Origin of the sequence: Bacillus tequilensis, from assembly GCF_012225885.1 — a bacterium.
Classification (GTDB): Bacteria; Bacillota; Bacilli; order Bacillales; family Bacillaceae; genus Bacillus; species Bacillus tequilensis.
The window spans coordinates 1,296,070-1,321,844 of sequence record NZ_CP048852.1 but is presented as its reverse complement, the minus strand read 5'-3'; the positions used below and the strand labels follow the sequence as shown (position 1 = coordinate 1,321,844).

Annotated in this window: 24 protein-coding genes, 1 pseudogene and 3 riboswitches; of the genes and pseudogenes, 13 read left to right on the top strand and 12 right to left on the bottom strand. The window is 43.7% G+C overall.

The window, feature by feature from the left end:
* Positions 1-49 precede the first annotated feature (49 nt).
* The 3 genes from G4P54_RS07060 (at position 50) to G4P54_RS07050 (ending at position 5,263) form a co-directional block, all read left to right on the top strand.
* Complete coding sequence (locus tag G4P54_RS07060; RefSeq protein ID WP_167872214.1) at positions 50-2,452, top strand: EAL domain-containing protein; 2,403 nt, start codon at positions 50-52, stop codon at positions 2,450-2,452.
* Between the two features lie 87 nt (positions 2,453-2,539).
* Positions 2,540-3,424 carry a non-homologous end joining protein Ku gene (ku, locus tag G4P54_RS07055; RefSeq protein ID WP_476693167.1) on the top strand — a complete coding sequence of 295 codons (885 nt, stop codon included), beginning with the start codon at positions 2,540-2,542 and terminating at the stop codon, positions 3,422-3,424.
* Between the two features lie 3 nt (positions 3,425-3,427).
* On the top strand, positions 3,428-5,263 hold the full coding sequence (locus G4P54_RS07050; protein WP_167872212.1) for a DNA ligase D: 1,836 nt from the start codon (positions 3,428-3,430) through the stop codon (positions 5,261-5,263).
* Between the two features lie 114 nt (positions 5,264-5,377).
* Here G4P54_RS07050 and G4P54_RS07045 read toward each other — a convergent pair whose 3' ends face one another.
* Together G4P54_RS07045 and G4P54_RS07040 are read right to left on the bottom strand one after the other, a co-directional pair.
* The gene (locus G4P54_RS07045; RefSeq protein ID WP_167872211.1) at positions 5,378-6,391 is read right to left on the bottom strand and encodes a glycosyltransferase family 2 protein; all 1,014 of its coding nucleotides are present in this window, start codon (positions 6,389-6,391) and stop codon (positions 5,378-5,380) included.
* A 12-nt stretch (positions 6,392-6,403) separates the two neighbouring features.
* Positions 6,404-8,098 carry a DUF6044 family protein gene (locus G4P54_RS07040; protein ID WP_167872210.1) on the bottom strand — a complete coding sequence of 565 codons (1,695 nt, stop codon included), beginning with the start codon at positions 8,096-8,098 and terminating at the stop codon, positions 6,404-6,406.
* A 195-nt stretch (positions 8,099-8,293) separates the two neighbouring features.
* Between G4P54_RS07040 and G4P54_RS07035 the strand changes: the two genes are divergently transcribed.
* Entirely contained in the window at positions 8,294-9,106 is an 813-nt protein-coding gene (locus G4P54_RS07035; RefSeq protein ID WP_167872209.1) for a metallophosphoesterase, read from the top strand.
* A gap of 28 nt (positions 9,107-9,134) precedes the next feature.
* On the opposite strand, the gene G4P54_RS07030 is transcribed toward G4P54_RS07035, so the two are convergent.
* Positions 9,135-9,683 (bottom strand): YkoP family protein, encoded by a 549-nt coding sequence (locus G4P54_RS07030; protein ID WP_167872208.1) that lies wholly within the window; start codon positions 9,681-9,683, stop codon positions 9,135-9,137.
* A gap of 91 nt (positions 9,684-9,774) precedes the next feature.
* Between G4P54_RS07030 and G4P54_RS07025 the strand changes: the two are divergent.
* Positions 9,775-10,855, top strand: a pseudogene (locus G4P54_RS07025) (MGDG synthase family glycosyltransferase).
* Between the two features lie 40 nt (positions 10,856-10,895).
* Here G4P54_RS07025 and G4P54_RS07020 read toward each other — a convergent pair.
* The 3 genes from G4P54_RS07020 to G4P54_RS07010 form a co-directional block, all read right to left on the bottom strand.
* Positions 10,896-11,360 carry a MarR family winged helix-turn-helix transcriptional regulator gene (locus G4P54_RS07020; RefSeq protein WP_081719939.1) on the bottom strand — a complete coding sequence of 155 codons (465 nt, stop codon included), beginning with the start codon at positions 11,358-11,360 and terminating at the stop codon, positions 10,896-10,898.
* A 131-nt stretch (positions 11,361-11,491) separates the two neighbouring features.
* Positions 11,492-11,674 (bottom strand): hypothetical protein, encoded by a 183-nt coding sequence (locus G4P54_RS07015; RefSeq protein ID WP_024716324.1) that lies wholly within the window; start codon positions 11,672-11,674, stop codon positions 11,492-11,494.
* 87 nt (positions 11,675-11,761) lie between these two features.
* On the bottom strand, positions 11,762-11,917 hold the full coding sequence (locus G4P54_RS07010; protein ID WP_003218545.1) for a hypothetical protein: 156 nt from the start codon (positions 11,915-11,917) through the stop codon (positions 11,762-11,764).
* 193 nt (positions 11,918-12,110) lie between these two features.
* Here G4P54_RS07010 and G4P54_RS07005 point away from each other — a divergent pair, with 193 nt between their 5' ends.
* Positions 12,111-12,443, top strand: a complete 333-nt coding sequence (locus G4P54_RS07005; protein ID WP_003232541.1) for a MerR family transcriptional regulator — start codon at positions 12,111-12,113, stop codon at positions 12,441-12,443.
* Positions 12,444-12,485: 42 nt separating this feature from the next.
* On the opposite strand, the gene mgtE is transcribed toward G4P54_RS07005, so the two are convergent.
* The 3 genes from mgtE to G4P54_RS06995 all read right to left on the bottom strand — a co-directional run bounded on the left by mgtE (position 12,486) and on the right by G4P54_RS06995 (position 14,482).
* The gene (mgtE, locus tag G4P54_RS07000; protein WP_024716325.1) at positions 12,486-13,841 is read right to left on the bottom strand and encodes a magnesium transporter; all 1,356 of its coding nucleotides are present in this window, start codon (positions 13,839-13,841) and stop codon (positions 12,486-12,488) included.
* Positions 13,842-13,858: 17 nt separating this feature from the next.
* Positions 13,859-13,981 (bottom strand): hypothetical protein, encoded by a 123-nt coding sequence (locus tag G4P54_RS21465; protein ID WP_032682186.1) that lies wholly within the window; start codon positions 13,979-13,981, stop codon positions 13,859-13,861.
* A gap of 90 nt (positions 13,982-14,071) precedes the next feature.
* A riboswitch (M-box (ykoK) riboswitch) is annotated at positions 14,072-14,238 on the bottom strand.
* A gap of 106 nt (positions 14,239-14,344) precedes the next feature.
* On the bottom strand, positions 14,345-14,482 hold the full coding sequence (locus G4P54_RS06995) for a transcriptional regulator SplA domain-containing protein (RefSeq protein ID WP_032682188.1): 138 nt from the start codon (positions 14,480-14,482) through the stop codon (positions 14,345-14,347).
* Positions 14,483-14,786: 304 nt separating this feature from the next.
* Positions 14,787-14,899: riboswitch (TPP riboswitch) on the top strand.
* A 98-nt stretch (positions 14,900-14,997) separates the two neighbouring features.
* Here G4P54_RS06995 and thiU point away from each other — a divergent pair.
* From thiU to thiX, 4 genes are read left to right on the top strand one after another with little or no spacing between them, the layout of a single operon-like run.
* A complete protein-coding gene (thiU, locus tag G4P54_RS06990; RefSeq protein WP_167872207.1) occupies positions 14,998-15,600 on the top strand; it encodes an HMP/thiamine ABC transporter substrate-binding protein ThiU in 603 nt (200 codons plus the stop codon).
* A gap of 1 nt (position 15,601) precedes the next feature.
* The gene (locus tag G4P54_RS06985) at positions 15,602-16,201 is read left to right on the top strand and encodes an ECF transporter S component (protein ID WP_167872206.1); all 600 of its coding nucleotides are present in this window, start codon (positions 15,602-15,604) and stop codon (positions 16,199-16,201) included.
* On the top strand, positions 16,188-17,822 hold the full coding sequence (locus G4P54_RS06980) for an ABC transporter ATP-binding protein (protein WP_167872205.1): 1,635 nt from the start codon (positions 16,188-16,190) through the stop codon (positions 17,820-17,822). The genes G4P54_RS06985 and G4P54_RS06980 overlap by 14 nt, the downstream gene beginning before the upstream one ends.
* Positions 17,797-18,561, top strand: a complete 765-nt coding sequence (thiX, locus tag G4P54_RS06975; protein WP_167872204.1) for an HMP/thiamine ABC transporter permease ThiX — start codon at positions 17,797-17,799, stop codon at positions 18,559-18,561. The genes G4P54_RS06980 and thiX overlap by 26 nt, the downstream gene beginning before the upstream one ends.
* 34 nt (positions 18,562-18,595) lie before the next feature.
* Here thiX and rsbRB read toward each other — a convergent pair whose 3' ends face one another.
* Positions 18,596-19,429, bottom strand: coding sequence for an RsbT co-antagonist RsbRB (gene rsbRB, locus G4P54_RS06970; RefSeq protein ID WP_167872203.1), 834 nt, complete (start codon positions 19,427-19,429; stop codon positions 18,596-18,598).
* A gap of 222 nt (positions 19,430-19,651) precedes the next feature.
* Between rsbRB and isp the strand changes: the two genes are divergently transcribed.
* Positions 19,652-20,611 (top strand): serine protease Isp, encoded by a 960-nt coding sequence (gene isp, locus G4P54_RS06965; RefSeq protein WP_167872202.1) that lies wholly within the window; start codon positions 19,652-19,654, stop codon positions 20,609-20,611.
* 131 nt (positions 20,612-20,742) lie between these two features.
* A riboswitch (SAM riboswitch) is annotated at positions 20,743-20,898 on the top strand.
* 128 nt (positions 20,899-21,026) lie between these two features.
* The gene (metE, locus tag G4P54_RS06960) at positions 21,027-23,315 is read left to right on the top strand and encodes a 5-methyltetrahydropteroyltriglutamate--homocysteine S-methyltransferase (RefSeq protein WP_167872201.1); all 2,289 of its coding nucleotides are present in this window, start codon (positions 21,027-21,029) and stop codon (positions 23,313-23,315) included.
* A 40-nt stretch (positions 23,316-23,355) separates the two neighbouring features.
* On the opposite strand, the gene G4P54_RS06955 is transcribed toward metE, so the two are convergent.
* Entirely contained in the window at positions 23,356-23,982 is a 627-nt protein-coding gene (locus G4P54_RS06955; RefSeq protein WP_167872200.1) for a histidine phosphatase family protein, read from the bottom strand.
* A 134-nt stretch (positions 23,983-24,116) separates the two neighbouring features.
* Between G4P54_RS06955 and guaD the strand changes: the two genes are divergently transcribed.
* Positions 24,117-24,587, top strand: a complete 471-nt coding sequence (guaD, locus tag G4P54_RS06950) for a guanine deaminase (protein WP_167872199.1) — start codon at positions 24,117-24,119, stop codon at positions 24,585-24,587.
* A 5-nt stretch (positions 24,588-24,592) separates the two neighbouring features.
* Here the strand turns inward: guaD and G4P54_RS06945 are convergent, their stop codons facing one another.
* Positions 24,593-25,696: a glycosyltransferase family 2 protein gene (locus G4P54_RS06945; protein WP_167872198.1), complete on the bottom strand. Its 1,104-nt coding sequence runs from the start codon at positions 25,694-25,696 to the stop codon at positions 24,593-24,595.
* Positions 25,697-25,775 lie beyond the last annotated feature (79 nt).

Below are 25,775 nucleotides of genomic sequence, written 5' to 3'. Positions count from 1 at the left end.
TAAAGAGAGTCAACAAGACTGGAACACACGACACGGGGGGAATCTCCATTTGGAAATACACGTTACATATCATACGACGCTCATATGTTTATCTATTCTTATTGCCTGCGCCGCATCGTACATTTCCCTTGAACTGTCATGGAAAGTCACGATTAATACTGGTTTAAAAAGCAAGATTTGGCTGATAGGCGGCTCACTCATTATGGGATTCGGTATTTGGTCCATGCATTTTGTGGGAATGATGGCCGCGGATATGGAAATGCCGATGCAATATGAATTCATGCCTTTAATTGCATCCATCGGAGCAGCTGTGTCTGGATCTTTTGTATCTTTATATTTAGTCAGCCGGCACATTCTTACATATTACAGACTGCTTATCGGATCAGTTGTGCTTGGCGCATCCATAGCATCTATGCACTATCTCGGAATGTCTGCCATTTCCCGGGTAATGATTATATATGAACCGTTTCTATTTACGGTATCCATTATCATTGCGATCGTGGCATCTTTCGTCTCGTTAAAAATATTCTTTGACTTGGCTTTGAAAAAACATTCCGATCATCTTATGCTCTATAAAGTCATCAGTTCGATTATAATGGGTGCAGGAATTTCAGGCATGCACTACACAGGGATGTTGGCAGCATCTTTCCACGAGGACATGGCGCCATCAGAAAGTCATATGGAGGTCTATACGTTTCATTGGTCTATTTTTGTCACTTTAATCATTTTCTGTATACAAACGCTATTATTATTCAGTTCCCATGCTGATCGGAAGTTTATTAAACAGAGCGAACGCATAAAGGATAACGAACAGAGGTTTCAATCTTTAATCGTCCACAATATAGATGCAATCTTCATTCTGTCATTAGAAGGAGAGATTATATCATCCAACCATGCCGGCGAGGATATGATCACAAAATTCGGCTTTAGCATGCAGGATTGGAGAAACTATACATCTCATAAGATCCAGCGTCTATTTGAGCAAGTCAAAAAAGAGAAGCAAGCCATTAACAGCGATAACGATCTTATCACTGAAAAAGGCCAGTTTCACTTAAATATGACGCTTATCCCTGTTGAGGTCAATCAAAAGCTGGACAGCATTTATGTTATTTGCAAAGACATGACGAAGCAGTACAGAGCAGAAAAAGAAATCCATAGAATGGCTCATTACGACTCACTGACAGATTTACCTAACAGAAGGCATGCCATTTCTCACTTAACAGAGGTGATGAAATGCGAGCATGCCTTACATTATCACACTGTTGTATTCTTTCTGGATCTAAACCGATTTAAAGTGATTAACGATGCATTAGGACATAATGTCGGCGATCAGCTGCTTCAGCTGGCGGCGAAACGCCTGTTATCTGTTGTCCCTGATAATGGATTTATCGCCCGTCTTGGCGGTGATGAATTTATTATTATATTAACGGACTCCAACAGCGGAACAGGCGAAGCCGATGCATTAGCAAGAAGAATTATCCAAAAATTCAAAAATCCTTTCAAAGTACAGGATCACACACTTGTCACATCTGTCAGCATCGGGATTGCGATTTCCCCGAAAGATGGGACGGATGGTCTTGAATTGATGAAAAAAGCTGATATGGCGATGTATGCCGCTAAAGAACGAAACAAAAGCAAATACAGATACTATTCCTTTTCAATCGGCAACAAAGAAACCGTCAAGCTTAACCAAGAAATGGCACTTAGGGAAGCAATCGAAAACGATCGATTTGTTCTGCATTATCAGCCGCAATTCAGCACTAAAATCCAAAAAATGACAGGTGTTGAAGCGCTGATACGCCTTGTCACACCCGACGGACAGCTGTGTCCGCCCGGAGAATTCATCAGTGTTGCTGAAGAAACAGGTCTCATTATTGATATCGGAAAGTGGATTATAGATGAAGCATGCAAGCAGGCAAGAGCTTGGCATGACAAAGGGTATAACCTGTCTGTCGCCATTAATATTTCCGCCAGACAGTTTCAATCCGAAGATTTGATCCCCCTGATCAAGGATACGCTTGAAAAATACCAGCTTCCTCCGCAGCTTCTTGAAGCAGAAGTGACAGAAAGCATGACAATGGACAATCTTGATCACTCCAAGAAGGTTTTGTCGTCCTTAACGGAATTAGGAATCAGAATCAGTATTGATGATTTTGGAACGGGGCACAGCTCTCTTAGCTATTTGAAGGACTTCCCGATTCACAGACTAAAAATCGACAAATCATTTATCGACGATATTCAGACCCATCCGAAAGCAGAGCAAATTACCGGGGCGATTATTGCTATGGGCCATCAGCTGTCTTTGCAGGTGATTGCAGAAGGTGTGGAAAATTCAGCTCAAAGACAGCTGCTTTACGAAAAAGGCTGTGATTATTTACAGGGCTTCTTTTTCAGCAAACCGATACCGCCGGAACAACTCGAACAATCCTTTCTGAAACAGCCGCCGCATTAACAGCACGGCTGTTTTTTCACCCATAAGTTACTACACATGAATTATACTCCTTCTCTCCACACTAAAGAAAAAAAGGGGTTTATCAATATGCATACAATGTGGAAGGGATCGATCAGTTTCGGATTAGTTAATATCCCCATCAAGCTATATGCGGCCACGGAAGATAAAGACATTAAGCTGCGCAGCCTTCATAAAGAGGATCACGCGCCGATCAAATACGAAAAAATTTGCACGAATTGCGAACAAACACTCAGTCCTGATGAAATTGTGAAGGGATATGAATATGTAAAAGGAAAATATGTGGTGCTGACGGACGAAGATTTAAAAAGTTTAAAGCAGGAGCATGAAGAGAAAGCGGTTGAAATTGTTGATTTTGTTCAGCTGCAGGAAATTGACCCGATTTATTTTAACCGCTCCTACTTTGTCGGACCGGGAGATAACGGCACAAAAGCTTATACTTTGCTGCGTGAGGCACTGCGTTCAACCGGAAAGATCGGCATCGCCAATATGACGATCAGATCGAAGCAGCAGCTAGCCATTCTCCGCGTTTATGAAAATTGCATTGTGATGGAGTCCATCCATTATCCGGATGAAGTCAGAAGCGCTGCCCATGTCCCGGGTGTACCAGATCAAACAAATGTAAACGAAAAGGAACTGCAAACCGCTATCACATTAATAGATGAGCTGACGACTGAGTTTGAGCCGGAAAAATATGAAGACACGTACCGTCACGCCCTGCTCCAAAGAGTCAACGACAAGCTTGAAAATAAAGAAACAGCCGTCACTCCTGACAAAGCGCCTCCTCGTGAAGATGTCATCGACCTGGTCAGCGCCCTGCAAGCCAGTATCGACCGCACCAGAAGGCCGAACCGGGAAACCCCGGCAGAAGCACCGGCACAAGCCGCTGAATCGAAAGGAGCCGGAGATAAAAAACGAAAAACGACAAGACAAAAAGCCTCCGGCACGTCATAGCCCATGGCGTTTACCATGCAGCCCGTCCTTACTTCGTCACCGCCAATAGGAAATGAATGGCGGTATGAAGTGAAATATGACGGGTACCGCTGTATTCTCCGCATCCATTCAGCGGGTGTGACGTTAACCAGCAGAAATGGCTTGGAGCTTAACAGCACCTTCCCTGAAATCACGCAATTCGCCAAAACAGCCTTTCAGCACATGGAAAAAGATCTTCCGCTGACACTCGATGGCGAAATCGTATGTTTGGTGAACCCTTACCGCGGAGATTTTGAACACCTTCAAGTGCGCGGGCGTTTGAAAAGACCGGACAAGATTCAAGAATCGGCAAACGCGCGGCCGTGCTGCTTTCTGACCTTTGACCTGTTAGAGCGAAACGGAGCAGATATATCGTCTCTTTCGTATCTGGACCGAAAAAAAACGCTGTACGATCTCATATCCGCGGCAAATCTTCCTGCGTCTCCCGACCCTTACGCAAAGGAAACCATTCAATATATCCCCAGTCGTGATCATTTTGATTCGCTATGGAAGATGATCATGAAATATGACGGAGAAGGAATTGTAGCAAAGAAAACAACCAGCAAATGGCTCGAAAAGAAACGGTCGCCCGATTGGCTCAAATATAAAAATTTTAAACAGGCTTATGTTTGTATAACAGGGTTCAACCCCAACAATGGATTTCTGACGGTGTCTGTGTTGAAAAACGGTGTCATGACACCGATTGCCTCTGTCTCGCACGGAATGCGCGATGAGGAAAAAAGCGCGATACGCAATATTATGGAACAGCACGGACATCAAACACCTTCAGGCGAATTTACGCTTGAACCATCAATTTGTGCAATCGTTCAATATTTAACGATTCTCCAAGGCACATTAAGAGAGGTGTCGTTTGTCGGTTTCGAGTTCCAAATGAACTGGACCGAATGCACGTATGCACAAGTCATACGCCACTCAAAACCGGTTCACCCGAAGCTGCAGTTCACTAGCCTGGATAAAATCATATTTGAAAAGAACAAAAAAACAAAAGAAGATTTTATTCAGTATATGATTGAAGCCAGTGACTATTTGTTCCCCTTTCTGAACAACCGTGCTGTCACCGTCATCCGCTATCCTCATGGGTCAAGGAGCGAATCGTTTTTCCAAAAAAACAAGCCGGACTACGCGCCGGATTTTGTTCAATCTTTTTATGACGGAAGCCATGAACATATCGTCTGCGAGGATATGTCTACACTATTGTGGCTTGCCAACCAGCTTGCTTTGGAGTTTCATGTTCCTTTTCAAACCATTAAAAGCAGTCGTCCGGCTGAGATTGTCATTGATTTGGACCCGCCTTCACGTGATGACTTTCTCATGGCTGTGCAGGCTGCGAATGAACTGAAGCGGCTGTTTGACTCCTTCGGCATTGCATCGTATCCGAAGCTTTCTGGCAACAAGGGAATCCAGCTGTATATTCCCTTGTCCCCCGAGGCCTTTACGTATGGAGAAACACGCCAGTTTACACAGCTGATCGCTGAGTACTGCACTCATGCATTTCCCGAGTTATTTACAACGGAACGCTTGATCAAAAACAGGCATGGCAAATTGTATCTTGATTATTTGCAGCATGCTGAAGGAAAAACGATTATCTGTCCCTATTCGACAAGAGGAAACGAGCTTGGCACTGTCGCTGCACCGCTCTATTGGCACGAGGTACAAACATCCTTAACACCCGCTATGTTTACAATCGATACCGTCATCGATCGGATTAAAAAGCAAGGCTGCCCATTTTTTGATTTTTACCGCAACCCGCAAGACGAGCCTCTTAGCGCCATCTTGCATCAGTTGAAGAAAAAGAGCTGACTTTTCATGTGATGGAGTGGCGTTTTGACAGATCTTACATCCAAGAGTAAGTATTAAAAGCCAGATTTGCTGCCACGCCGAAAGAGCTGACTAATGACGTCAGCTCTTTTCCGTTTAACTGTACTTTTTTTCTAACCGCTCTTTTTCCTGGCGCTGGAGCGGGCTTAGCGGCTCATTATATAAATCGATATCAATTGCATATTTAGGGCGTCTTTTCACTTCGGAAAAAATCGTCCCGATATACTCTCCAATGATCCCGATTCCCATTAATTGCAGCCCGCCCAAAAACCAAATGGAAATGATGAGCGACGCCCAGCCTGCATTTGTATAGCCAAGCAGCTTTTGAATAAAGGCGCCGATCCCCGCCACAGCGCTGAGGAAAAATAAAACAAAACCTAAAAGCGTAAAGAAGCGAATCGGCGCGACACTGAATGATGTAATCCCGTTAAAAGCAAATGACAGCATTTTTTTCAACGGATATTTCGTTTTGCCGGCAAAGCGTTCTTTGCGGTCATACAAGACTTCGGCTGATCTAAAGCCGATCATGGGAACGATGCCTCTTAAAAACAGATTCGCTTCCGGATAGCGCGCGAGCTCTTCAAGCGATCTTTTATTCATTAAACGAAAATCAGCATGGTTATAAATTAATGTAATCCCAAGCTTATTCATGAGGCGATAAAACCCCAAAGCGGTCGTGCGCTTAAAAAAGGTGTCGGTTTTTCTGCTGCGGCGCACACCGTAAACAATCTCGCAGCCTTCATGATATTTCAAAATAAAATCCCGGATCACAGAAATGTCATCCTGAAGATCGGCATCTATGGAAATGACGCAGTCTGATCTGTTTTTTGCTTTATGCAGTCCGGCTAAAAGCGCTTTTTGGTGGCCGACATTACAGGCTAATTTTAAGCCGGTTACCTTCTTGTTTCTTATGCTTTCCATGGCAATCAAAGCCCAGGTGCGGTCTTTGCTGCCATCATCGACAAACAGGATTTTACTGTCTTCAGCGATTAATTTTTCTGCAATTAAGCCGTCTACAACCTCTGTCAGCTGACGGCTGGTCTCTTGAAACACTTCCTCCTCATTGAAACACGGAACGACGATGGTTAATACGGGCTGCGACTGTTTCAATCAATATCCTCCTTATCTTGTTTCATATAAATAAATGCGCCAGGCGGAATCTTTATGGTCAAACGTCTTCACGAGTGCGAGATGGTTTTGATCAGCGTTCTTAATCGGAACTGATGAGAAAATATAGCGTCCGCCCATTTTTTTAAATACATCTGTATTTAATTGAAGGTGGTTGATCGTTTTCTTCGAGTTCTTTTTGAAATTATATCGTTTACCGAGTTCATCGACGAAAAGGTAGCAGCGGCTGCCCCATTCATCAAAGTATTGTTTCAGCTGGGCGTTTTTTTCCAGCTCTTTTTCGATGATTTTCCTAAATTCATATTTATATGAGAGCGGGTACAGATTGTTATACGTGTCTAACGTGTAAAATCCGTTATATTGGGCAATTGACGGATGCAGTCCGATACTTGCCACCCTGTACGAATCTTGCGGACGTCCGATGAATTTCTTAATCTCGTTGAATTGCTCGGATGCATAAAACTCCCTGAATGTCGGCGCGTTGTAATGAACGCCGTACGTATATTCTTCATTAAAAGGCGCCAGCACCATCAGCTGTGCAGCGACTGCAGCATATACAAGCCATTTCCACCCTCTTCCCATTCGCCAAATGAGATATAAAGCAAGCGCAAAGCTCACGTATATGACTAGCGGCCGCAGAAAATGAAAACGGGCAAAATTAAATTCAGCTAAAAAAGCAAATTTCTGCTTGGGCACCGCCCATATTTTGTTGAACCAAAACGCATACCATAATGACAGCCCATAATTAAGCACACATAAAAACAGATAAACACTTTCCGGCTTTGTCCGTTTTCGCTTGAAAAGCACAGCCGCAAATACGAGAAGCAGGATCGGCAAAATGACTGCGGTATGAGCGGTCATCACATGATTATGGCCATAGACAAAGTTTTTTACGGATAGACGAAGAGAATGCCAAACGTCATGCCGAGATGAAACAAATTCGATCCGATGCATCGGTGCGTGCTCAAACAGCATCGAATAGACAAGCCGATATTCAACGAAAAGATAAATGCTCGTCATAAATGCAATACTGCCTAAAAAGATCAGGTTCCATCTCTTTTTTGTAATGGCATCATACAGCCAAAGGCACGCCATTCCCGCCAAGAAAAAGAAGAAGCCTAAGACAAAGCTTGAATATAAAGGAAGCAAACCGAGCGTCAGCCACTCTCTCCATGAGATATCCCCTTTACGGATATTCAGAAAAGCCCATAATGCCAAAGGGTATCCAAGCGTACTCAGCATTCCCGAAGGCCAAAAAGGTGTTAAGGCAAATGCCAGTGATACGCCAATGCGGATAAAAGCCGCTTTCGGCTCCGGAATCACATGTGTCTTTAGCAGCATGTACATTCCAAAAAAAGCGACAACTCTTGTAATTGTCTGGCTTAATGCATAGGCGGTCATGGAAGAAAAGAAAGCGTGGAGCCAAACAATACCGCTCCACTCGGTGCCAAAGGCATCCCGCGGCAGTCCGTTAATGATTTGCGGAATCGCCGCGTCAACCTTGCCGACGATTTCTCCGCTATCTGCCAAAACTTTGTACCAAGCGATATTGGAATCTAAATTATCGTGGACGCGAATATGCGCATCTTCCTTTAAAATAAAAAGCGGGGATACATACAGCAAAAGAAGAAATAATGCGACCCATAGATAAAATGTTTCTTTTTTATATTGTCTCATCAATCGTAACATCGCTTACACATCCATCTGTTATTCTGACACCATATCCGGCATGTTCTGCCTCATGTGTCAAATTTTATTATCCCTTTTCCATTCCAAATCATTCATCAAAAACAATCCGTTTTTCAACCTGTCTCTTACCCATTAATTCCCGCTATCCATAAGGCTCGATCACTTACTATACTGATAGGAGGGAGGGGATATATTTTGTTTACAATCTTACTTTCATTGGCCATACTCGTATGTGTGCCATTTATATATAAAGCGAACCGCAATACAAAAGATGTAAAGGTCAACACCATCTCAATTGATCAAAAAGACGGTCTTCCAGCCAGAAAAAAATTAAATATCCTTCATTTATCAGATCTTCACTTAGAAAACATTTCTGTTTCACCTGAAGAGCTGTATCGTTTAACAAAAAATCAGCCTGTGGACATCATCGCGCTTACCGGGGATTTTCTGGATCGAAAACGTAATATCCCGAAGCTGGCGGGTTACTTAAACGCATTGCAACAACTAAAGCCTGCATATGGAATGTATGCGGTGTTTGGCAACCACGATTATGTATTGAAAGAAAAGGACTTTCAGAGATTAAAGCGTGTTCTAGAGGAAAACGGCTGTATTGCGCTGCAAAATGAACATGTTCGAATTGAGACGGCTGCAGGGCCTGTCAATATGATCGGCATTGATGATTACAGCACGAACCGAAGTAATATTACCGACTCTTACAAACATCTAGAAAACGGCTACGATCTTGTATTAACACATGACCCAAACATTATTCTGGATATGAAGGATGTTCATTATGATTACCTGCTTTCAGGCCATTTTCACGGCGGACAAATTCACTGGCCTAAACCGTTTCATTTGGTGAAAATGGGCAAGCTCGTGCGCATGAACATGATTAAAGGTCTTCACTATCATTACGATAAACCGTTTTATATCAGTGAGGGCTTGGGACAAACCGGAGTAAATATCCGTGTCGGAAGCCGCCCTGAAGTGACATTTCATCAAATTTAATCAAAAAAAGACTGTGCTGGCCATGGCATCAGTCTTTTTTTTGATAGATTTTCTGAAGCTTTTCTTTTGATATAAACAAATAGGATGAATTCGGTAAATGGCGTAAGTTCACTGGCTTTGAAGTAAGATATAAAATCGGCACATGGGAAATTTTTTTAAAGCGTCGGTAAAAAGGATTGACCGGGGTGACCACATCAAAGCCAAGTCTTTCCACTCCTTTGTCAAGCATTGTAATTCCAATGATTCCTCTGATTTTTTCACTTTTTTTATGATTGTTGATGTACTCCAAGAGCATTGGCATCGATTGATATACTTTTTGGTATAAAATGATCCCCTTTCTCACTGCGCTTTCAATGCTTTGAAGCTCACTGATCAGCTTGATGTTATGCAAATGGATTTTAACGAGCACATCATTTTTTCTTATATGCGTTCCGTCGCTCAGCACGACATGATGTCCTTTGTACTTCGTCAGCCTGACTCGAAAGACGCTGCGATCTTTGTCAAGCTGGGTCAATCTTGAAAAAAAGAAATAAATCGGGTCAACCGCTCTCCAAATGGAAAGGAAACAGGCTTTCATCTCTTCACCTTCCTCATAATCAAAAACACCCTAATATTTTGCGATTGTTCTCCTCAAAATATAGTTGCCATATTTTTTAAGGAGGACCGGCATGAAAGACATTCTCATTTTCCCTTTTTTAAGCATTTCTACAGGGCATCATCATGCCGCCGATGCCCTTCAGGCTGAATTGAAGTCTCAAGGTCTCGCTGCCGAGAAGATTGATATCTTTTCACATGCGTATAGACGGTTAGAAAAACTGTCCTCCGAAGCATATTTAAAGTGGATTCAATATGTCCCGAAAACGTACAGCGGTATTTACAAGCTCCTCGCCTGCGGAAAATATGAGAATGACAAGCGCTATACCATGTACGAATGGCTGTTCACGCAACAAATGAGGCATATTCTCCAAGAAAAACAGCCCGATACATGCGCTGCCTTCTTATCTGCTCAATCGGCTCAAGCCGGAATATCCGAATATGAGGATTGTGAATGTATACACTGATTTTTTTGTGAATCAATTATGGGGGCGGGAAAACATTGATTATCATTTTGTTCCAATCATAGATGTCAAGAGGCAGCTCGTGTCTGAAGGAATCAGCCAGAAACATATATGCTTGACCGGCATCCCCGTTCACGGGATGTTTGAAATGGCACCAAGAGACACCTGTCAGCATCATCCGCCGTATACCATCATTGTCACAGGCGGCAGTATGGGGGTCGGGGGGATTTTAAAATGGATTCGGTGCCTGTCGCCAAGCGGAAACATCTTATACAAAATATTATGCGGCAGGAACGAAAAGCTCTACTGCTACGTCAAAAGTTTGCGCCACCCTTGTATGGAGGCGATCCCCTATCTTCACAGCAAAGCAGAGATAAACCTTTTATACGAGCAGGCGTCAGGCATTATGACAAAACCCGGTGGCGTGACCATCAGCGAATGCTTGCAGAAACGGCTTCCGATATTTATTTATGACGCGCTGCCGGGACAGGAGGAAATGAATTTGACCCTTCTAAAGGAACGGGGGCTTGTCACAGATATGAGAAACTGGGACATGCAGAAAGCAGAAGAACGTATTGCGGCGTTTTTTCAATCAAATGAACAGGTGAAAGAATATGAAAAACATGTCAATGGATATCTTGCTGAAATATCTGATCGGAAAATTGATGATGCTTTAAAAACAATCATATGACATAAAAAAACACTCTCCTGAAACAGAGAGTGCAGAATGGTTAACGAAACAGCAAATGCTGGCTGTGAATGCCTGCTTTTTTCAGCAGAACAATCAGCTGATCCTGTTCATCAGGCGAAAGGCCTGAAAATGCTCTCGCAATCCGCAGTGCATGAATCGGATAAATTTTATCCAAATACTCATTTCCCTTGTCAGTTAAATGGGCGTAAACGGAGCGTTTATCTTTCGGGTCCTGCTCCCTTACTAAAAACCCGTTTCTTTCTAATTTGTCAATCACATATGTGACGTTTCCGCTCACAAGCAGAAGTCTCGACCCAATCTGCTGCAATTTTTGCGGGCCTCTTGTGTACAGGAGTTCCAGTACAGCAAATTCAGTGGGATTAAAGCCGTGTTCTTTGCTGTCACGGATACTATGTTCGGACACACTTTTGAAAGCCCTCGCAAAAACTTTGTACAAATTCATCGCACGCTCAACTTCTTCTTCGTTAAACGATAATCTCATCATATCTACCTCGTATATAGGATTTTTATAAAAAAATAATGAAAACCCTTACATATAATAAGAGTTCAGTCCCTTACTATACGTATTCGCTATAATTCGAGAGATTCCTTCTGAAAGCAAAAAATCCTTATACATTATCTTGTATAAGGATATTTTTTGTCATTTACAATGCTGCGGAAGAAATACGCGTATTCTTTTCGCAGTTCGGAAATCGTCATTTTGTTCATGACTTCTTTATTATAAACTCCGATTTGAAAGAGTTTTTCAGCATAATGGCTTCGTTCTTTTTCTAAAGCGGATTTCAATAAATTACTCATAGCGCCCTCCTTCATTTTGAGGTATCCTATACACAAGATACTTCATTTTCATGAACGTGGTATGAATCTAATGTAAAGAATTTATGTTTACGAAGATTTTCGGTACAGTCCGTTTTGCACCGATCTCAATAGTTGAAAAGCATGTTCTCCGGCAAGCTGCATAAACGTCTCCAGCATTTCATCACGTTTGATATCCAATTCTATAATTTCCTTAGCCAGTGAGACTGCTTTTTCTTCCTCCATGATTATCCTTCCTCCTCAGTTATTCGTTACATAAAGGATAAAACGCGCTTGTGTGTGATGCATTATTCTTGTTAATTTTTCTGCCGTGTTTTTTCAAAAATCTTCTATTTGATGTTAGAAAATATGACAAGCGTCAGGTTTTTTCTCTTTGTTTTTTATATACTATTATCAAAAGACAGCCAGGGGTGGAAAAATGACCACAGAAGATCATTCTTATAAAGACAAAAAAGTGATTTCAATCGGAATTGTGAGTGAATTGACAGGATTGTCCGTAAGACAGATCAGGTATTATGAGGAACGGAAGCTCATTTATCCGCAGCGGTCCTCAAGGGGCACGAGAAAATATTCTTTTGCCGATGTGGAGAGGCTGATGGATATTGCCAATAAACGTGAAGATGGCGTACAGACGGCAGAGATTTTAAAGGATATGCGCAAAAAAGAACAGATGTTGAAAAACGATCCGCAAGTGCGGAAAAAAATGCTGGAGGGGCAGCTTAATGCTCACTTTCGGTACAAAAACAGGTAAATGACAAAAGTCCGGCTCGCAATTGAGACGGACTTTTGTCATTTATAATGAGTGTATGAATGCAGTGGCAATGCCGAAATAAATTAATAAAGACAAAATATCGTTTAGCGTTGTAATCAGCGGTCCTGAAGCGATTGCCGGGTCTACTTTCAGTTTGTGCAAAATAATAGGGATAATCGTTCCTGACATCGTGCCGATAATTAACGTAAAGAGCAATGAAGAGGAGACAACAAATCCTAAAAGCGCGTTCCCCTGCCATAAGATGGCGATAATCGCAATCAGAACAGAACAAACCGCTCCGATATATATACTTGTTCTAAACTCCCGAAGGATCAGGCGGACAATCGTTTTTTTGTTCATTTCTTCTTTAGACAAGCCTCGGATAACAACCGCGAGTGATTGCGTTCCTGTATTTCCTGTCATCCCTGACACCATCGGCATGAAAAACGCCAGCGCGACAACCTGCTGCAGCGCATCTTCAAAATAACTGATAATGCTTCCGGAAATCAGTCCGATAAACAAGAGTAAAATCAGCCATGGCAGACGCCGGTATGCAGCGACGTAAGCCTTTGTGTCAAAAGTGATGTCTTTACCGGAAGCGGCAAATTTCTCATAATCCTCATCAGCTTCCCGAATGACGACGTCGATAATATCATCGACCGTTACAATGCCGACAAGCACATTGTTTTCTTCCACAATCGGAATCGCCAAGAAATCGTAACGTTCTATCAGACGGGCAACCTCTTCCTGATCCTGAAGAGCGCCTGCTGAAATAACGCGGGTAAACATTAAATCCTGCACCTTTTCTTCAGGTTCGCCAAGAATTAAATCACGGTAGGAAAGGACACCCACCAGCTGTTTGCTTTCATTGATCACATATAAGTAGTTGATCGATTCAGCGATTTCAGCAAAGCTTTTCAGTTTGACGACCGCGTCTTTAACAGTATAATGCTGAGGAATCCACACATACCGGTTTGTCATCATGCGTCCCGCTGAGTCAGCCGGATAATTCATCAAAAGCTGCACAGCTTTTGACTCTGACGCTTCCATGCTGGACAAAAGCTGTTCTTTCAGTTCTTCGTCCATTTCTTCAAGCAATTGAGCGAGATCATCGTTGTCCATTTTGTTCATCGCCAGTGTTGCTCTTGTTTTACCGACTTTATTTAAGACGACAAGCTGAAATTCGCGTTCCAGCTCCCCGATCATATCAGTAATATCATCTACAGTTAAATAAGATAAATAGCGGGCGTGGTGTTTTTCCGGCATTTCTTTAAAAATAAACGCCATATCATAGGGCTGCAGCTCATCAATAACGCTTCTGAAATCCCTGATTTTTCCGTCTCGCAATAAAATAATGATACGTAAAATGAGTTCGTCATAGGTCATGTTTTGAACCATCGGGACTCGTACCTCCTCTACGGAGACATGCCGGCCTCGCCAGAAGGTGCGGCAGATTGTCTCCTCATCGTGTAATCAATTGTCTTGCTGTCATAGTATATGGGTACTTCTTCAGATTGACTCGAATGGGGAGAATCCATACTCCGCACCTCCTTTTGTAAACTTCATTTTAAGGGCATAAAAAAAGCCTTCGGGATTGAAGGAGAAAGAAGCACGGCAAAAAAGCGTGCGGGCGCCTTCAATCGTAGAGCTTTAGCACTGTATGGCATAGGATCAAACATCCAGCTGCATTAAAAATCACCTTATGTCGATGATTTCTGTTGACCCATTGGCGTCTTTGGACATTTTTGGGCAGCAGCGTATCTCCATACAGGAGCCTCACCTAACGAAGTTCCTAATTGAATTGACACACTGAGATTACAGAAAAAAACAAGCTGTGTCAACTCAAAAAAGTATAAATGCGCTTTCATTACAATTACGGAACAAAACAAGGGCCTAAGCCCTTATTCTGTTGTTTGTGTCTCATCATCTTCCGAGAGCAAATGATATGATTCGTGAAGAAATAAAGCATACTCTCCTTCCTTCGTCGGATGAGGGACAAATTCAGCCTGATTGATGTATTGCTCCTCTTTCTTTTCCATGTGTTTCGCCTCCTTTTCCCATTAGATTGTCCAAAAGAAAGGTTCTTATCATGCAGCGGGGTTTTAGATTGTTGACAAAATCCTAAAACAGCTTAAGTTTAGGGGTTATCACCTTGTTTAACAGTAACGCTGTATCCTTCATATTCCAATTCAAGCTAAAGCACGCTGGCGATTTTTTGACAATTAATATGGAGCATTTCCCCAAATGTGATCATTCTCTCCTGCCCCTATATGAAAAAATCATTTCATTGTTTACAAAATGATTCTTATCATCTATGATGATGTCAAATAAAAAATTGCATACGGAAAGCACTAGGGGTGCTGTTTTGGCTGAGATAAAGCGCGGGAGAAACGCGCTTTGATCCCTTATGACCCGATCTGGATAATACCAGCGTGGGGAAGTGCAGGTTGACCGAATGGTGTATTTTTTGTGCGCTTAATCGATCTATGACTGCATATTCCCTTAGGATATGCAGTTTTTTTATTTCATCCTAAAAAACAGGAGGCATTTAGAAATGGAGCATATTTGCGGTACAAGCAGAATCGCCGGTTTTCGCTTCTCTTTATATCCGATGACGGATGATTTTATCAGTGTGATCAAGTCTGCTCTGAAAAAAACAGATACATCCAAGGTTTGGACGAAAACTGACCATATCAGTACAGTCTTGCGCGGATCGATTGATCATGTTTTCGACGCTGCCAAGGCCATTTACCTTTATGCGGCGAACAGCGAAAAGCACATCGTTATGAACGGCACGTTTTCCATCGGATGCCCGGGCGATACACAGGGAGATACATATCTTTTCAAAGACGATAAGCGTGTCAATGAAGATGCTGTCCGAGGCTTGAACGCGGAAGCGCCATGCCAATTTGCCCTTTATCCAATGAATGAGCCGGATTATATGGGATTGATTTTGAAGGCTGTCGACATCGCAAAAACCCAAGGCACCTTTGTACAGGGTGTCCATTACGCGAGCGAGCTTGACGGGGATGCGCATGACGTATTCAGAACATTGGAAACTGTTTTCCGCATGGCTGAACAGCAAACAAACCACGTAACCATGACGGTGAATTTTTCGGCTAACAGTCCATCAAGAAAAAACAGGAAGCAGGGATAACATGAAAAGCTGGAAAGTAAAAGAAATTGTCATCATGTCCGTTATCAGTATCGTTTTTGCCGTTGTTTATTTATTATTTACGCATTTCGGAAACGTGCTTGCCGGTATGTTCGGGCCAATCGCTTATGAACCGATTTACGGCATTTGGTTTATCGTTTCTGTCATTGCCGCTTATATGATTCGAAAACCGGGTGCGGCGCTCGTTTCTGAAATGATTGCAGCGCTCGTTGAGTGCCTGCTGGGAAACCCGTCTGGCCCGATGGTCATCGTTATCGGCATCGTTCAAGGTCTCGGGGCTGAGGCAGTTTTTCTCGCGACACGCTGGAAAGCATACTCTCTGCCTGTCCTTCTGCTGGCTGGAATGGGATCTTCGGCAGCCAGCTTTATTTACGATCTCTTTGTTTCCGGCTATGCAGCCTATTCACCAACTTATCTTCTCATTATGCTTGTGATTCGTCTGATTTCCGGTGCACTGCTTGCGGGGCTTCTCGGAAAGGCTGTCAGCGACTCTCTCGCTTATACAGGTGTATTAAACGGAATGGCGCTCGGAAAGGAACTGAAAAAGAAACGGAAGCGGGCATCAGAACATGCAAGCCTTTAATGAACTCCTGAAGGTTGACAAACTCAGCTTCTCTTATGAAGAAGACGAGAAACCGGTTTTTCAAAACCTTTCGTTTGAACTTCATAAAGGAGAATGCGCTTTATTGCTGGGCCCAAGCGGGTGCGGAAAAAGTTCGCTCGCCCTTTGTTTAAACGGCCTTTACCCTGAGGCTTGCGACGGCATACAGTCCGGGCATGTCTCCCTGTTTCAAAAGCCGGTTACAGGTACCGAATCCATTGCTCAGCGTGCCGGGATCGTCTTTCAGGACCCTGATCAGCAGTTTTGCATGCTGACGGTGGAGGACGAAATCGCTTTTGGGCTGGAAAATCTGCAGATTCCGAAAGAAGAGATGACGAAGAAAATCAATGCTGTTTTAGAAAAATTGCGTATTACCGATTTAAAAGAAAAAACGATATCCACTCTGTCAGGAGGACAAAAGCAGAAAGTGGCTCTCGCCTGTATTTTAGCGATGGAGCCTGAGCTTATTATGCTAGATGAACCGACTTCCCTTTTAGATCCTTATTCAGCGCGGGAGTTCGTTCACATGATGAAGGAGCTTCAGCGGGAAAAAGGCTTCAGCCTCCTCGTCATTGAGCACCAGCTTGATGAATGGACGCCTTGGATTGAGAGAACCATCGTGCTGGACAAATCAGGAAAAAAAGCGCTGGATGGCCGGACGAAAGATCTATTTCAGCATGAAGCAAAGACCTTAAAGGAATTGGGCATCGCGATTCCTAAAGGATGTGATCTTCAGGAAAAGCTCCGTATGCCGTTTTCTTTATCAAAAGAATCATTGTTCAATGAGCCTTTTCCTGCCGGCTATCCTGAAATAAATGAAGCTCCTTCCGGGAAGAGTGTGCTTGAAGTCAGCTGCCTTTCGTTCGCAAGAGGACAGCAGGCGATTTTCAAAGACATCAGCTTTTCATTGTGCGAAGGCTCTTTGACGGCGCTTGTCGGCCCGAACGGCACTGGAAAATCCACACTCTTATCTGTCCTCGCCCGTCTTTTAAAGCCGAAAAGCGGCAAGATTTTTCTATATGATAAGCCGCTGCAAGCGTATAAAGAAAATGAATTGCGTAAACGAATGGGATTTGTTTTTCAAAATCCGGAACATCAGTTTGTCGCCGATACGGTGTATGATGAGCTGCTGTTCGGCCAGAAAGCAAGCACTGAAACTGAGAAAAAAGCGCGGCACCTGCTGCATCGTTTCGGTCTTGCACATTTGGCTGACCATCATCCCTTCGCGATCAGCCAAGGGCAAAAAAGGCGTTTGAGTGTCGCGACTATGCTCATGCATGACGTAAAGGTTTTATTGTTAGACGAGCCAACCTTTGGCCAGGACGCCCGCACGGCGGCTGAATGCATGGACATGATTCAGAAGATCAAACAAGAAGGAACCGCTGTCCTTATGATTACACACGATATGGAGCTGGTCTCCTCGTATGCCGACAGCGTGCTCGTGCTTCACGATACAAGCCTGGCCTTTGACGGATCTCCAGCACGGTTATTTTCTGAGGAAACAGCACTTGTCCAAAAAGCGAAGCTCACTCTTCCCCTCTTATATGAATGGATGGCATATCAAGAGGAGGTGCGTGATGATGCAGTCATTACATCTCATTAATCCGACAGTGAAAGCGGCGGCCGTTTTTTCCTGTGTCGTCATGCTGTCGTTTATTTACAACCCGTACACCCCTGCGTGTTTTTATATCATCATCATTACGGGTGTCCTAACGGCTGCCAGAATCCCATTGAAAAAATGGTTCTTGTTTACGATTCCGTTTTTGATTTTGGCATTCGGTTGCGTGTGGACAGCCGCTGTTTTTGGCAAGGTGCCGACAACTCCGGATAATTTCTTGTTTCAAGCCGGCCCTATCTCGATCAACAGCGATAATGTGTCTGTCGGCATCTCTCTCGGGTTTCGTATTTTGTGCTTTTCCGCCTTGTCGATGATGTTTGTTTTTACAACTGATCCGATTTTATTTATGCTGAGCCTTGTTCAGCAGTGCAAGCTCTCACCAAAGCTTGCTTATGGCGTCATTGCAGGCTTTCGTTTTCTTCCGCTCTTAAAGGATGAGGTCCGGCTGATCCAGCAGGCTCATCAAATTAGAGGAGGAGCAGCGGAAAGCGGCTTCATCGAAAAAATCAGCGCGTTAAAGCGGTATACCATCCCGCTTTTGGCAAGCGCTATCAGAAAAGCGGAACGGACGGCGCTCGCGATGGAATCGAAAGGTTTTACAGGAAGCAGAAACCGGACTTATTACCGGACACTGACTGTGAACAGACGCGATTGGCTGTTCTTTTGCCTCGTTCTCTTGCTGTTCGCAGGATCTTTTCTCGTATCTTTTTGCTTTGTCTCATAAAAACATCCGCTATCACTGATAGCGGATGTTCTTCTTATTGATGATAGTTTAAAGCTTGAGCAAGATTGGTTTTAATTGTAATGTTCGAAAAATCAATCCCCAGCTGTACAGCGGTTTGCGCGATTTCGGGCCTGATTCCTGACAGAGTTGACCGGACACCGATCAAATTGAGCGCCTCAATCAATTTGAAAATTTGGTGAGCCACCATCGTATCAACGACCACAACGCCTGACAAATCGATCAACAGATGCTCCACTCGTCTTTTTGCACAGGCATGAAGCGTGTTTTCCAGAATAAACTTTGCCCGCTCCGTATCAATGTCACCGACAAGCGGAAGCAGAGCTGTTGATTTGCTCAGTGTAATGACAGGCGAGCTTAATTCCAATATCATTTCTCTCTGAGCGTTTAATTGCTGTTTGGCATTCGTTTCAGCGTGATCGACGAATGTATAAATGGTAAAATCAAAAACTTTCACAATCAAATCGGCCCATTTTTGTTTCTCTCCCGGTTCAAACGCCGACTCATTTTCTTCTGCGAATTGCTCAAAATACTTCGTATATAATCTACGGTTTCTCATAAACTCCCGAATGACGTACTGAACTGGAGTGTCGAGATGCTTTTGATCATTCGTCAGCTCAATGACCCACTCTTGAAATTCCTCGAGAAATTGTTTTTCCGGTAAAACATACATGTAATTCAGATGCCGGTAAAATTCCCTGTCCTGCTCTTTTAATTCTTCCGTCACTGTGGCATTATGTAAGGCGTAAAGCGAATTTGGATCACTATCCTTCATCGTTTCTATCCATTCCTCGGCCATTTGCTCTACATGCTCTGAAAAAAACGCATATAATTGTTCATTCAGTTTCATCACACTGCTCCTTTCTCCAACCCTATTATAACTTGACTCAAAGCCGAATCCCAGTCATACACGCTGAAGCCATCCAATATTTTGAAAATCACTAATTCTTTGGATTGTATCCTCTTTTTTCAAAATGCTTCAAATGGCTCTGTCCGAACGGTTGCTTTTTTCATATAATATGAGGCAACACCCTTGAATCCACTTGAAAGCATAAAAAAGGAGGGCTTTTTTATGAATGGTGAAATCCGCTTGATCCCGTATGTGACGAATGAGCAGATCATGGATGTAAACGAGCTTCCTGAGGGCATTAAAGTGATTAAGGCGCCAGAAATGTGGGCAAAAGGGGTAAAAGGCAAGAATGTAAAAATTGCTGTATTGGACACGGGCTGCGACACAAGCCATCCTGATTTAAAGAACCAAATCATCGGCGGAAAGAACTTCACGGATGATGACGGCGGCAAGGACGATGTGATTTCCGACTACAACGGACACGGCACACACGTCGCCGGAACGATTGCTGCTAATGATTCAAACGGCGGCATTGCCGGAGTTGCGCCTGAGGCAAGCCTATTGATTGTGAAGGTTCTTGGCGGTGAAAACGGCAGCGGACAGTACGAATGGATTATTAACGGCATTAACTACGCTGTGGAACAAAAAGCCGATATCATCTCGATGTCCCTTGGCGGACCAAGCGATGTGCCAGAGCTGAAAGAAGCGGTGCAAAACGCCGTCAAAAACGGAGTGCTTGTTGTTTGTGCAGCAGGAAATGAAGGTGACGGAGACGAACGCACGGAAGAGCTTTCCTATCCTGCAGCTTATAATGAAGTCATCGCGGTTGGATCTGTTTCCGTAGCGCGAAAATTATCAGAATTTTCTAACGCCAATAAGGAGATTGATCTTGTTGCACCGGGAGAAAATATATTGTCTACCCTTCCTAACAAGAAGTACGGTAAGCTTACCGGCACTTCAATGGCTGCCCCCCATGTCAGCGGAGCGCTTGCTCTTATCAAAAGCTATGAAGAAGAATCATTTCAAAGAAAGCTTTCTGAATCCGAGGTTTATGCACAGCTGATCCGCAGGACACTTCCGCTTGAGATTGCAAAAACGCTGGCAGGCAATGGATTCCTCTATTTAACCTCTCTTGATGAGCTTGCAGACAGAGCAGAGCAATCACATTTAATGGTCCTATAAAATTATTTTTCTTATATAATATATACCAAATGATGTCATTTTAATTTCAAATTCTATATTGACAACGAATTTGAATTACTGTTAAGATTACCAACAAATGATTCAACTTTTCAAAAAATTAATAACATTTTCTCTTATCGAGAGTTGGGCGAGGGATTGGCCTTTTGACCCCAACAGCAACCGACCGTAATTCCATTGTGAAATGGGGCGCACTGCTTTTCGCGCCGAGACTGATGTCTCATAAGGCACGGTGCTAATTCCATCAGATTGTATCTGAGAGATGAGAGAGGCAGTGTTTTACGCAAAAAAAGCCTCTTTCTCTCATGGGAAAGAGGCTTTTTGTTGTGAGAAAACCTCTTAGCAGCCTGTATCCGCGGGTTAACGAGAGTGTTTTATATATAAAGGAGGAGAAACAATGACAACCATCAAAACATCGAATCTAGGATTTCCGAGAATCGGACTGAACCGGGAATGGAAAAAAGCACTTGAAGCGTATTGGAAAGGCAGCACTGACAAAGATACATTTTTGAAGCAAATCGACGACCTGTTTTTATCTGCCGTAAAAACACAAATTGACCAGCAGATTGATGTTGTGCCTGTTTCTGATTTCACACAGTATGACCATGTACTCGACACAGCCGTCAGCTTCAACTGGATTCCGAAACGATTCAGACATTTGACTGACGCTACCGATACATACTTCGCTATCGCCCGCGGAACTAAAGACGCCGTATCCAGTGAAATGACAAAATGGTTTAATACAAATTACCATTACATCGTGCCAGAGTATGATGAGAGCATTGAGTTCCGCCTCACAAGAAACAAACAGCTCGAAGATTATCGCCGGATCAAGCAGGAATACGGCGTTGAAACCAAACCTGTGATTGTCGGCCCTTATACATTCGTCACGCTTGCTAAAGGCTATGACCCGTCTGAAGCAAAAGCAATCCAAAAACGATTGGTGCCGCTATACGTACAGCTTTTGAAAGAGCTAGAACAAGAAGGCGTTAAATGGGTGCAAATCGATGAACCAGCGCTTGTTACCGCCTCTGGCGAAGATGTCCGCAGCGCAAAACAATTATTCGAAAGCATAACAAGTGAGCTTTCATCTCTGAATGTACTTTTACAGACATATTTTGATTCTGTTGATGCTTATGAAGAGCTGATCTCTTACCCAGTACAGGGAATCGGACTTGACTTCGTTCACGATAAAGGCAGAAACCTCGAACAGCTGACAACACACGGCTTTCCGACAGACAAAGTGCTGGCAGCCGGCGTGATTGACGGACGCAACATTTGGAAAGCGGATCTTGAAGAACGCCTCGATGCCGTTCTCGATATCCTCAGCATTGCAAAAGTAGATGAGCTGTGGATTCAGCCTTCCAGCAGCCTGCTGCATGTTCCGGTAGCGAAGCACCCTGACGAGCATTTGGAGAAGGACCTGCTGAACGGATTATCCTATGCAAAAGAAAAACTAGCCGAGCTGACAGCTTTGAAAGAAGGTTTAGTATCAGGAAAAGCGGCAATCAGCGAACAAATTCAGCAGGCTAAAACTGACATTCAGGCGCTCAAGCAGTTTGCAACAGGTGCAAACACTGAACAAAAGAAAGAACTTGAGCAATTAACCGATAAAGACTTCAAGCGCCCGATTCCATTCGACGAACGGTTGGCTCTGCAAAATAAATCTCTCGGACTTCCGCTTTTGCCGACAACGACGATCGGGAGCTTCCCGCAGTCTGCTGAAGTGCGGAGCGCACGCCAAAAATGGCGGAAAAACGAATGGTCTGATGAACAGTATCAACACTTTATCAATGCAGAAACAAAAAGATGGATTGATATTCAGGAAGAATTGGAGCTTGATGTTCTTGTTCACGGTGAATTTGAACGGACAGATATGGTCGAATACTTCGGTGAGAAACTGGCCGGCTTTGCCTTCACGAAATACGCTTGGGTTCAATCATACGGCTCACGCTGTGTCCGCCCGCCAGTCATTTACGGAGATGTAGAATTTATTGAGCCGATGACAGTGAAAGACACGGTCTATGCACAGTCATTGACCTCCAAGCATGTGAAAGGAATGCTGACGGGTCCGGTTACGATCTTAAACTGGTCTTTCCCTCGAAACGATATTTCGAGAAAAGAAATCGCCTTCCAAATCGGGCTGGCCCTTCGCAAAGAAGTAAAAGCGCTTGAAGATGCGGGCATTCAAATCATTCAAGTCGATGAACCGGCGCTGCGCGAAGGCCTTCCATTAAAAACCCGCGATTGGGATGAGTATTTGACTTGGGCGGCAGAAGCATTCAGATTAACCACCTCTTCCGTGAAAAACGAGACGCAGATTCATACGCATATGTGCTACAGCAACTTCGAAGATATTGTTGATACAATCAATGATCTTGATGCCGATGTGATTACAATCGAACACAGCAGAAGCCACGGAGGATTTTTAGATTACTTAAAAGACCATCCTTATTTGAAAGGGCTCGGCCTTGGTGTATATGACATTCACAGCCCTCGTGTACCGTCAACTGAAGAAATGTACAACATTATCGTTGATGCGCTTGCCGTCTGTCCGACTGACCGCTTCTGGGTAAATCCAGACTGCGGATTGAAAACAAGACAGCAGGAAGAAACGGTTGCAGCATTGAAAAACATGGTTGAAGCCGCTAAACAAGCAAGAGCTCAGCAAAAACAGCTTGTATAATATAGAAATGGCCATCTGCCTCTGGCAGATGGTTTTTCTATTAGAAAGCGGAAATCGGTTTCCGATGCTTCCCGTCCCCTTCTATTATTATTTCGGCTGTTCCATTTTCATCAAATTCCACAAGACTCAATGATGTATCATGTATGTAAGCAGAATTCCATATATCATTAATGCGTCTTCCCTTTATGATATTTAGCAGCATTAATATAAAGACAGAATGGGTAACCAAGAGAACATTACCGGAAGCATGGCTGTCTAAAATGGTTTGGAGAGCCAGCCTTACCCGGTTTTCAAAATCAAAAAACGTTTCACTTCCCTGCTGGCGATAAGCTTCGGGATAATGAAAATAAGTGCGAAAAAGATCTGGTTCGTCCCGTTCAATATCCTCTTGTTTTTTCCCTTCCCATGATCCCAGTGACATTTCTCTGAACATATGATCTATCACCAGTGGAGGCCTGCGCGATCCTAATACATTTTTTGCTGTCTCTTCCGTCCGCTTGCTCGGGCTGATGTATACCTGATTCAATTCAATATCCTTCAGACGCTCCCCAAGAGCACAGGCATTGTATAGCCCAAGTTCTGTTAAATCAGAATCCATCCAGCCCTGCATCCGTTTTTCTACGTTCCATTGGGTCTGTCCGTGTCTGGCAATATATAAATGCAGCATGAGTACCCCTCCTCGTTTCTCCTCTCATCTTAGCAAATCCCCCAAATACTTTGTTTATTTTGCACTTTTTTAAGAATGTTCTTTGCATTCTTTTCCGCTATACTAATAGCACTCTATTGACAGGAGGGTTTAGGATGAACCATGAAACGTTTTTAAAACGGGCTGTCGATCTCGCTCGTGAAGGAGTGAATGCAGGCATTGGCGGGCCTTTCGGAGCCGTTATTGTGAAAGACGGATCAATTATTGCCGAGGGACAGAACAACGTCACAACAAGCAATGATCCGACTGCCCACGCGGAAGTGACGGCTATTCGGAACGCCTGCAAAGCGCTTGGAACATACCAGCTGGATGACTGCATGTTGTATACGAGCTGTGAGCCATGCCCCATGTGCTTGGGCGCCATCTACTGGGCCCGGCCAAGTGCCGTTTTCTTTGCGGCAACGCACACAGACGCTGCCGAAGCCGGGTTTGATGATTCATTTATTTATCAAGAAATTGATAAACCTGCTGAAGCAAGAACGATCCCCTTTTATCAAGTGGCTCTTACGGAGCATTTATCCCCCTTTCAGGCATGGCGGGATTTTACCGAAAAAAAGACATATTAAAAGGATCAGGCGTGTACGGCCTGATCCTTTGTTAATTCGCTGAAAACCCGTTGTGCCCGTGAGCACTTCGGATTGGCTTTCAGCGCTTTTTTCACATACAAAACAGCGGTCATAGGCTGGTGCAATTCAGCATAGCAGACACCGAGCCAGCAGCTTGATCTAAAATCGGCTGCTCCCTTCACCTGTACGTACTGATGATTGTCACTATCGGCTTGCAAACAAGCTTCGAACGCCGTGATCGCTTCTCTGACTTTTTTAAGCTGATACATAATGATCCCTTTATAATAGTGAAGCGTGCAGTAATCCGGATAATGCGCCAGCGCTTCATTGATATCCCGTGCCGCTTCTTCGTACCGTTTTGTGTCAATTAATAATTTATACTTTAAATAATAGAAAGCAGGCGGAGGAATTTGTTTTTTTCTTTTACATATGCTGATAGAATCCACTGACAGCCGTAGCGCTTTATCTTGTTCGTTTCCTCTGTCATATTCAGCGGCTTTGTGATAAAGGAAAAACGCGTCAGCGCTGGATGTCAGCAATGCGGCATTCAATAAGCTCATATTGCGTTTATGCTTTCGCTGTGCCTCCTGCTCTAAATACCCGTAATGGTGAATGATACACGGAAGCGAAAAAGCGGCGCTTGCTTCTTCCCCCTCTGGTCTTTCGCAAACCCTTCCCGTAAACGTGATGTTTCGCTGATTGCGGATCAGCCTAAACTGCCTTTGTTCAAATGCTTCATTTTCATCCCATTGCTTCCCTGTATAGTTCACAACCTTCATGCAACCGAGAGATGGCAGGCTGTCAGTCAGCAGCGAAGGCAATAGGCTGCCCGTGTCATGATCAAGTTCTTCGTCAGCATCCAGGATCAATATCCACTCTCCCTTCACATGCTGTAAACCGGCATTTCTCGCCTTGGAAAAGTCCTGTTCCCATTTGTGATGATAAACCTTGGCATGAAAACTTCTGCAAATGTCTTCCGTACGATCGTTCGATCCGGTGTCTACCACAATGATTTCATCAGCAATATGCTGCACACTCTCTAAACAGCGGACGATATGGCGTTCTTCATTCTTTACAATCATACATACTGACAGTTTTGGTCTCTTCATGTGCTCACCTTTTTTCCAGTCTGAATTCACCTATACTACATGTATTCACACTTTGAAAAGATCATACCCGCCCCCCATG